This is a genomic window from Thalassospira sp. MCCC 1A01428, assembly GCF_002115825.1.
Lineage (GTDB): Bacteria > Pseudomonadota > Alphaproteobacteria > Rhodospirillales > Thalassospiraceae > Thalassospira.
In genome coordinates, this window is sequence record NZ_JFJZ01000084.1 from 1 (window position 1) to 8,692 (window position 8,692).

An 8,692-nucleotide genomic window follows, 5' to 3' on the forward strand; every position below is an offset into this window, starting at 1 on the left:
AAGGTTTGATATCAGCCGCACGCCGGTGCGTGATGCAATTCGTCGTCTTGAAAGTGACGGGCTTTTGATTCATGTGCCGCGCCACGGGGCCGTTATAAAGGAACTCGATCATCGTGAAGTGATCGAACTTTATGAAATCCGCGAAGTGCTTGAAGGTACGGCGGCACGCTATGCGGCGCGTCACGCATCAGAGCTGGAAATAGCCGAGCTTGAGGACTTAAACGAGCTGATGCTTAAAAACAGTCAGGATCAGATAAAGGTTGCCGAAATTAACCGGCTGTTTCACCAGGCGTTATATCGGACTGCAAACAACCGTTACTTGATTGATGCGCTTAATTCCCTGTCGAATTCAATGGCGCTTTTGGGCGGCACAACGCTGCAATATGACGGGCGCCCGCAAAGTGCGTATGCTGAACATAGCGAGATCGTTGATAATATTCGCAACGGCAATGCCGATGCCGCTGATACCGCAGCGCGCCTTCATATTCGCAATGCGCAAAGGTTGCGCATCAAACTGTTGCGCAACGCCCGGCAAGACGATCCTTACGTGACGTCATAATATACGATCAAAAATATGGTCCTGAAACGCGTAAGGCCCTGCGCTCAGATAATGGCAGGGCCTTATGATGATTCTACCGTAACAACGAGGCGGTTTCAGGCGTTTTTAGACATTGTAAGGGCAAGATCTTCGATCATGTCTTCCTGGCCGCCAACCATGCCGCGACGGCCCAGTTCAAGCAACAAATCACGTGCCGGGATGCCGTAGCGTTTTTCAGCCCGTTCCGCAAAAAGCAGGAATGATGAATAGACACCGGCATAACCAAGGACGAGTGAGCCGCGATCCACGCGGATCATGCGATCCATCATTGGCACAACAAGGTCCTCGGCGGCGTCCATGATTTTGAACAGGTCGATGCCGGTTTCGACCCCCATGCGTTCAAACACCGCCACGAGAAGCTCGGTTGCGGCATTTCCTGCACCTGCACCAAGCCCGGCAATGGCACCGTCAATACGGTTGGCCCCCGCCGTAACGGCTGCGACCGAGTTGGCAATGCCCATGCCCAGGTTGTGGTGCCCATGGAAACCAAGCTCGGTTTCGGGCCGAAGGGCGGCACGGATGGCGGAAATGCGGTCGGTGACATCGTGGGGCAGCATATGACCGGCGGAATCCGTACAATAAATGCAGTTCGCGCCATATCCTTCCATCAACAGGGCCTGTTCGACCAGTTTTTCCGGGCTGGCGCGATGTGCCATCATCAGAAAGCCCACGGTATCCAACCCGGTTTTGGCGGCAAAGGTAATATGCTGTTCGGCGCAATCGGCCTCTGTACAATGGGTGGCGATACGCACACCGGCGATACCGCAATCCATTGCCCGCTTAAGCATATCAATGGTGCCAATACCCGGCAGCAAAAGTGCCGAAACCCTGGCGTTTTTAAGATGCGGGATCACAGCCGAAAGATATTCCTCGTCGGTTGCGGCCGCGAAACCATAATTGAGCGATGCGCCGCCCAGACCATCGCCGTGGGTGACTTCGATCCATGGCATTCCGGCGTCGTCGGCGGCTTTGGCCACCTCGATCATCTGACTGATTGAAATCTGATGGCGTTTGGCATGCATGCCGTCCCGCAGGCTCATTTCGTGAAGGGTTATTTTACGTCCCTGGATGCTCATCTGTCTCTCCTCAGCCACGTTCTGGCAATGTGAACGCACCGCAATCGGCCTGTTCAGCAAAAAGTTCGGCTGTCCGAAGGGCGGCGGCCGTCATGATGTCCAAATTGCCCGCATATTTCGGCAAGAAGTCGCCCAGTCCTTCGACCTCGAGATAGATCGATACCCGGTTACCGTCGAAAACCGGCCCGTTCACCAGTTTGTATCCCGGGACATATTTTTGAACTTCGACCACCATCGCATTGACACTGGCGATGATTGCAGCATGATCGGGCGCGCTTTTTGTCAGCACATGCACCGTATCACGCATCAAAAGCGGGGGTTCTGCCGGATTGACGATAATAATCGCCTTGCCGCGCTTGGCCCCACCGACTTTCTCGATTGCTGCCGCCGTCGTCGCGGTGAATTCATCAATGTTTTTACGGGTACCGGGGCCGATGGACCGCGATGACACAGCCGCAACGATTTCGCCATAATCAATTGGCTGCACGCGTGAAACAGCCGCAACCATCGGGATGGTGGCTTGACCGCCGCAGGTCACCATATTGACGTTCATTTCCTTGCTTTTGGCATGGTCGGCAAGGTTAACCGACGGAATGCAGAATGGGCCAATCGCGGCGGGTGTGAGATCCACCATGATCACGCCAAGCGCGTTCAACTTGCGCGAATTTTCTGCATGAACGTAGGCCGACGTCGCATCGAAGGCGACCCGAATGTCGTCGGCGATGACATGTTCAAGAACCCCGTCAACACCGGTTGCGCAGGTTTTAATGCCCATTTCGGCTGCCCGTTTAAGCCCTTCTGATGCCGGATCGATCCCGACCATCCAGACAGGCTCAACCCAGTCGGACCGGTTCATTTTCATCAGAAGATCGGTGCCGATATTGCCTGGCCCTATGATGACGGCCCGCAATTTCTTCGTCATTTTACATATCCTTTAATATCAAGTTACATTCCAAAGAAGGCAGGCAGTGCCAACGTGAGGGCCGGTATGTAGGTTACGATCATCAAAACCATGATCATGAGCAGTGTCGGTATGATTGCCCCCTTGATCACGGTTTCCAGGGTCAGATCCGCGACACGTGCTGCGACAAACAGGTTCACCCCGACGGGGGGTGTAACCATGCCAATGGCAAGGTTAATGATCATCATGATCCCGAAATGCTCGGCACTGACACCTAGCGCTGTCACCAGCGGCAATAAAATCGGCGTCAGAATAATGATGGCAGCAATCGTTTCCATGAAGGTGCCAACGACCAGCAAGACAACGTTGATCGCCAGTAACAGAATCCATGTTTGATCCACGGTGGATGTAATGGCATTGGCGAGCATGACGGGCACGCCTTCGATTGCCAGTGCGCGACCAAAAATGGTGGCCGTTGCAACGATCAGCATGATGGTGGCCGATGTCAGGACTGATCCGGCGAATATCCGGTACAGTTTTTTAAAGCTGAGTTCCCGGTAAACAAAGGCCCCGACAAATAGCCCATAGATGACACCGACAGCCGCGGCCTCGGTCGGGGTGAAAATACCGCCATAGATACCGCCCAGAATGATCACGGGTACCATCAAGGCCCATTTGGCATCGTTGATGGTTGCCAATATTTCCTTGCGGGAGGGATGATAATCGCTTGGGGTTTGTCCATCGGCGCGCGATTTCCACCACGCATAGGCGATCAGTGTGAGGCCAATCAGCAACCCGGGAAGTACGCCCCCCATAAACAGCTTTGAGACCGACACGTTGGCCGATGTCGCATAAATGACCATCGGAATAGAGGGGGGAATGATAACACCAAGTGACCCGGAAGATGCGATAAGCCCGGCTGAAAAGCCCTTTTTATACCCGTCTCTTGCCATTGCGGGCAGCAGAATGGTGCCAACAGCCGCCACCGTTGCCGGGCCAGACCCGGAAATGGCGGCAAAGAAAATGCACGTTACAACCGCAATAATGGCCATGCCGCCGGTATAGCGGCCAAATAAAAGGCGTGCGACATTGATCAGGCGCTGGGACAATCCGCCTTGTCCCATCAGATCGCCAGCAAGAATAAAGAACGGGACCGCCATCAATGGAAAACTGTCAATTGATGTAACCAGCACCTGCGGCACATAGCTGCCGGAAACCTTGCCAGATACAATCAGTGCAACAGTTGAGGCAACACCAAGCGATACTGCAATCGGAACCGAGATAAAAAGAAGAACAGCCAGCAGGCCGAACAGAATGAGAGAGATCATTGCATCTCTCTTTCAGTACCGTTGCGTACCGCGCAGAAGATGGATTGCGCCAGGCGCACCAGCACCATGACAAAACCGGTAAACGGTGCAAGATAGACAAACGCCATTGGCATACCAAGCGATGCGGATTTCTGACCAAAACGAAAGGTTTTCTCGATCAGGAACCAGCCTTGATACATCGCGTAACAGACAAAAGCGGCAAAAATGGCATGTGTGAGGATGCGCAAATAAATCTGCCCTTGTGCAGGTAACAGATCGGCAAACATGGTCACACGAATGTGCGCGTTTTTACGAATGGCGTAAGCGACACCGGTATAAGTCATCCAGATAAACAAATACCGGGCCAGTTCTTCCGACCAGGACAAAGACGCCCCCATCACATAGCGCATGAAAATCTGGATACCGATGAGGAATGTCATCATGGCCATCAGGGCTACGGTGAAGGCCTCTTCAAAATGCTCATCAACAAGTTTAAGCATAAATCCCTCCCTTGCCAGCCGATCAATGATCAGGGTGACTGCTGTGGATCGATCCGCCATCTGGCGGTTTTGAAACAGGGACTGGAAAAAGGGTAGGGCGCCGCATAACGACGCCCTGCTTTTGTCAGGTGATTACTTTTGGGTCGCGGCAAGCAGGCGATCGACAAGATCAGCACCGGCTTTTTCTTTGACGAGATCAGCAATCGGAGCCGCTTTTGTGACAAACAAAGACAGTTCTTTGGGCGTCAGGGTGGTGAACTTCACGTTTGTCATCGCCGCTTCGGCTTTGTCGTCCGCTTCCTGTGCCAGTTTGCGTTGGTAGGCAGTTGCGTCTTTGACGGCTGCATCAAAAATTGCACGGTCTTCGGCACTTAATGTTGCCAGCTTGTCCGGGCTTGCCAGAAGCGGCCACGGTGAATAAATGTGATTGGTTTTGGTGATGAAACTCTGAACTTCGTTGAACTTCATGTCATAGAAAAGGTTGATCGGCCCTTCCTGTGCATCGAAGATTCCCTGCTGCAGGGCCGTGAACAGTTCGTTAAATGCCAGCGGTGCCGGGTTCGCACCTTCATCACGCCAGGTCGCAATATTGACCTCGTTTTCCATGGTGCGCATTTTCATGCCCGCCAGGTCATCCGGAGTACGGATTTCCTTTTTCGAGTTGGTCAGCTGGCGGAAACCGTTTTCCCAATATGCCAGGCCGACAATGCCCTTGTCTTTGAGCGAATTCATGATGTCGGTGCCGATTTCGCCGTCCAGCACTGCGTAAGCCTGTTGGCGATTGCTAAACAGGAAGGGAATGTCAAAAGCAAAGAATTCCGGGGCGAAAGAAGCGACCGGTGCTGATGATGCGAAGGTCAGGTCGATGTTGCCCAACTGTACATTCTCGATCGCTTCGCGTTCACCACCAAGTTGCGAATTGGGGTAAATTTCCAATCCAATTCGACCATTGGTTTTTTCGCGCAGTTCTTTATCAAGAAATTCAAATGCCTTGTGTCCGGTCGATGTCGGGGCAGAAGAATGGGCTGCCCGGAACAGAATTTCCGGTTCCGCTTGTGCGTGGCTTGCGAAAAATGCACCCGATATCATAACTGAAACAGTAGTCGCGCGGATAATCTGCGCCGTTTTCTTGAACGACATCGTCGTCCTCCCTTTTTACCAAGGCACCTGGTTTGGCGTCCTTGTGTTTCCCGAATTGCTTTTTTGAGTTCCGAGCAAAGCTCGGAGCTTCTGTCTTTTCCAGAGCTAATTAACTTAGTAAAAATGGGTTTACTTGTCAAATTTTAAAATCTATTTTCACTATGTGATAAATTAATCAATAAATATGGTCCGTCCACGTCCCGGAGATACCAATGCAAGCCGAATTTTTGCCAGACGATTTCTATGCCGCACTTTTGGAAATCGTCGGAAGCACCAGTGTTAGACATGCCGACGACATCCCCGAGTCCGCCCTGCATGACTGGAGTACCGAGCGCGGCGGAAAACCTTGCGCGCTGGTCACACCGGGTGACACCGGTGCTGTATCTGCCGTGCTGCGATTATGCCATCGGCACAACATTCCTGTTGTGCCGCAAGGCGGACTTTCGGGCCTGGCGGGCGGGGCCGTTCCGTCGGAAGGTGCGGTGTTGCTGTCTTTGGCCCGAATGGATCAGATCGAGGAAATCGACCCATCTTCGAGCCTGATGGTCGTAGGGGCTGGGTGTATCTTGCAGCGTATTCAGGATGCGGCACAGAATGCGGGGTTTTACTTCGCCCTTGATCTTGGTGCGCGTGGCTCCTGCCAGATTGGGGGGAATATCTCGACCAATGCTGGTGGTAACCGTGTCATCCGTTACGGTATGACGCGTGATCTTGTTCTGGGGCTGGAAGTCGTGCTTGCAGATGGCACGATTTTGCCAATGATGAACCGGATGCCGAAAAACAACGCTGCCCTTGATCTCAAGCATTTGTTCATTGGATCGGAAGGAACGCTGGGTGTTATCACGCGCGCTGTAATCAGGCTGCATCCCGGTATATGTGGTGCTAATACGGCACTGGTTGCGCTGCCCGATTTCGACGCCGCCATTGGCTTGATCAGCCATGCCCAGCGCATGTTATCGAGCCGCCTGACCGCGTTTGAACTTATGTGGAATGATTATTATCAGGCCGTTATTGATGAAACCGGCCAGAAACCGCCCTTGGCTACAGATTATCCGCTTTATGCACTGATCGATATGCAGGGCGCTGACCCGGAGGGTGAAAAATCTGTGTTTGAAGCGATGTTGGAAACAGCATTTGAAGAAGGTATTATTTCCGATGCGGCAATTGCCCAGTCTCACCGTGAAATTGAAACCTTCTGGTCGCTACGTGATGGCGTCTCTGAAATTCTGTCACGGCGCGCCCCGGCGATCAGCTTTGATGTTTCTGTGCCACTGTCGCGCATCGGTGAATGTGTTAATGAAATTCGTGCGGCTTTGGCACAGACTTTCCCCGAATTACCGGTGATCTTTTTTGGTCATGCGGGGGATAGCAATATTCATCTGGTGGCAGGCTCCATTGCGAAATGTGACCCATGTGATCCGACGGGCGAGAATATTGAAAGAACGGTCTACGAGATTATTCGTCGCTACGGCGGATCGGTCTCGGCAGAACATGGCATTGGTTTGCATAAAAAACCCTGGCTTTCCTATAGCCGTTCGGAAACCGAGCTTGCAACCCTGCGCCTTCTCAAACAGAGTTTTGACCCGAAGGGAATTCTAAACCCGGGGAAGGTTCTTTCATAAGGACGAGCTCTTTTGACGTGTTTGTTCTAAAAAGCCGCCGCGCTATGGTGGCGGCTTTTGGGGGAAAGTGCAACGGGGTGTTGCTTATGCACCAAGCTCGTGCGAAATCGATTTGGCGATGCGCTGAACCAGCGGGATCAGATCCGTCATACGTGCCGGAGACATATATTCCATGGTCGATGAAACCGACACTGCGGCAATGATTTTGCCGGTTGCATCGCGCAAAGGGGCCGCGACGCAGCGAATGGAGGGGGCATCTTCACCCAGATCATAGCTATACCCCCCCGCCCGGTAGGAGGCCATCATGGCCAGCCAGTCCTTTTGCGACATATCGTCTGGTAACAGATGGCCATCTTGCTCATAGAGCTGTTTTAAAACCAGTTCCGGTTCATCAAATAACAGTGCTTTTCCTACACCGGTTGAAATAATCGGTTTGCGGCCGCCGACCCGCGAACTGATTTCAACCGGGCGTGCACCGGGTAGTTTGTCAAGATAGGTCACCTCCCATCCTTCGCGGCGCGCCAGATGAACTGTGTCATGCGTCAGACCGGATAATTCGTCCAGCCATGGTCGGGCCACCTGTACAAGGTCGACCCGCGAATAGGCTGTAAAACCAAGCTCAATCAGTCGCGGGCCTAAAGTGAAGCCACGCGACTTTTCGGGTTTGAGATAGCGTTGTTCCTGCAACACCGCAACAATGCGATGCACCGTGCTATAGGTCAGCCCTGTGACCGAAGCAATTTCCTGAATGTTACGGGGGTGTTCGGCAACAGCGTCAATAATCTGGAACCCGCGCACAAGCGTCTGACTGCGCTGAGCCTGTGGTTCATGTCCATCTTTCGACGGTTTGATTTTTTCTGCCATGTGCTCAATTTCCAAATCAATAATGGACGTTTCTATCAACAGCGAAAGCAAACATCCAGTGATCACAGGAAGCCGTTTCTTTAAAGGATAAAATATATCCGATGAAAATGCCCCTCCCTATGGCCGGGGAGGGGAGATGGATCGGGCTGTTTCGACGATATGTGGAACGATTTCGGCTTCGGCTTGTTCCAAGGTCCAGCGAATAATTGGCAATGAACAATGGATGGCCGCTACGGGGGTTCCATCCATTGTGCAGATCGGGGCCGCGATGTTGATTTCATCGGGCAGGACCTGGCGCAGGCTCATGCAATAGCCTTTGTCGCGGGCGGTCAGGATGTTTTCAAGGATTTGGCCGCGATCCATTGTTGTCCAGGGCGTGTATTGTTTGAGCGGCCATTCATTTACGCATTTATGGATTGTTGCTTCGTCCTAGCGGCTCAGGATCACGCGGCCCGATGATGCTGTCAGGGCCGGTACCCGCCGACCGATGACCGAGGCACCGTAACTTGTTCGATAGCCCGGGATACGCACGACATACATAATTTCCTGTTCGATCGGTCTGGCCCGAATGGACAACCTGTTGAAAGCTCACAGCTAGAGCATTTTCCGATCACGCCAAATCACACCCTCAGACTGTCAAAATTATTTCGCTGCTGCCGGGTATGATTTGGCGTGATCGGAAAA

At 52.7% G+C, this 8,692-nt stretch carries 9 protein-coding genes; 2 read left to right on the forward strand and 7 right to left on the reverse strand.

Going from position 1 to position 8,692, the window contains the following annotated elements; translation table 11 throughout:
* On the forward strand, positions 1 to 559 hold a 559-nt coding region (locus THS27_RS25240), incomplete at its 5' end, for a GntR family transcriptional regulator (RefSeq protein WP_085595645.1).
* Between the two features lie 95 nt (positions 560 to 654).
* On the opposite strand, the gene dmpG is transcribed toward THS27_RS25240, so the two are convergent.
* From dmpG to THS27_RS25265, 5 genes are all read right to left on the reverse strand, one after another.
* Positions 655 to 1,674 (reverse strand): 4-hydroxy-2-oxovalerate aldolase, encoded by a 1,020-nt coding sequence (gene dmpG, locus THS27_RS25245; RefSeq protein WP_085595647.1) that lies wholly within the window; start codon positions 1,672 to 1,674, stop codon positions 655 to 657.
* Positions 1,675 to 1,684: 10 nt separating this feature from the next.
* The gene (locus THS27_RS25250) at positions 1,685 to 2,596 is read right to left on the reverse strand and encodes an acetaldehyde dehydrogenase (acetylating) (protein ID WP_085595649.1); all 912 of its coding nucleotides are present in this window, start codon (positions 2,594 to 2,596) and stop codon (positions 1,685 to 1,687) included.
* Between the two features lie 23 nt (positions 2,597 to 2,619).
* Positions 2,620 to 3,903 (reverse strand): TRAP transporter large permease, encoded by a 1,284-nt coding sequence (locus tag THS27_RS25255; RefSeq protein ID WP_085595651.1) that lies wholly within the window; start codon positions 3,901 to 3,903, stop codon positions 2,620 to 2,622.
* Positions 3,900 to 4,382, reverse strand: coding sequence for a TRAP transporter small permease (locus THS27_RS25260; protein WP_085595653.1), 483 nt, complete (start codon positions 4,380 to 4,382; stop codon positions 3,900 to 3,902). The genes THS27_RS25255 and THS27_RS25260 overlap by 4 nt, the downstream gene beginning before the upstream one ends.
* A gap of 132 nt (positions 4,383 to 4,514) precedes the next feature.
* A complete protein-coding gene (locus THS27_RS25265) occupies positions 4,515 to 5,522 on the reverse strand; it encodes a TRAP transporter substrate-binding protein (protein WP_085595655.1) in 1,008 nt (335 codons plus the stop codon).
* Between the two features lie 212 nt (positions 5,523 to 5,734).
* Between THS27_RS25265 and THS27_RS25270 the strand changes: the two genes are divergently transcribed.
* Positions 5,735 to 7,144 carry an FAD-binding oxidoreductase gene (locus THS27_RS25270; RefSeq protein ID WP_085595657.1) on the forward strand — a complete coding sequence of 470 codons (1,410 nt, stop codon included), beginning with the start codon at positions 5,735 to 5,737 and terminating at the stop codon, positions 7,142 to 7,144.
* A gap of 84 nt (positions 7,145 to 7,228) precedes the next feature.
* On the opposite strand, the gene THS27_RS25275 is transcribed toward THS27_RS25270, so the two are convergent.
* Both THS27_RS25275 and THS27_RS25280 read right to left on the reverse strand, forming a co-directional pair.
* Positions 7,229 to 8,008 carry an IclR family transcriptional regulator gene (locus tag THS27_RS25275; RefSeq protein ID WP_085595661.1) on the reverse strand — a complete coding sequence of 260 codons (780 nt, stop codon included), beginning with the start codon at positions 8,006 to 8,008 and terminating at the stop codon, positions 7,229 to 7,231.
* A gap of 117 nt (positions 8,009 to 8,125) precedes the next feature.
* The gene (locus THS27_RS25280; protein WP_256376839.1) at positions 8,126 to 8,425 is read right to left on the reverse strand and encodes an IclR family transcriptional regulator C-terminal domain-containing protein; all 300 of its coding nucleotides are present in this window, start codon (positions 8,423 to 8,425) and stop codon (positions 8,126 to 8,128) included.
* Positions 8,426 to 8,692 lie beyond the last annotated feature (267 nt).

Coding starts and splice junctions, on each gene's coding strand:
- THS27_RS25275 (WP_085595661.1), bottom strand. CDS start 8,008: ATGGCAGAAAAAATCAAACCGTCGAAAGATGGACATGAACCACAGGCT.
- THS27_RS25270 (WP_085595657.1), top strand. CDS start 5,735: ATGCAAGCCGAATTTTTGCCAGACGATTTCTATGCCGCACTTTTGGAA.
- dmpG (WP_085595647.1), bottom strand. CDS start 1,674: ATGAGCATCCAGGGACGTAAAATAACCCTTCACGAAATGAGCCTGCGG.
- THS27_RS25265 (WP_085595655.1), bottom strand. CDS start 5,522: ATGTCGTTCAAGAAAACGGCGCAGATTATCCGCGCGACTACTGTTTCA.
- THS27_RS25255 (WP_085595651.1), bottom strand. CDS start 3,903: ATGATCTCTCTCATTCTGTTCGGCCTGCTGGCTGTTCTTCTTTTTATC.
- THS27_RS25250 (WP_085595649.1), bottom strand. CDS start 2,596: ATGACGAAGAAATTGCGGGCCGTCATCATAGGGCCAGGCAATATCGGC.
- THS27_RS25260 (WP_085595653.1), bottom strand. CDS start 4,382: ATGCTTAAACTTGTTGATGAGCATTTTGAAGAGGCCTTCACCGTAGCC.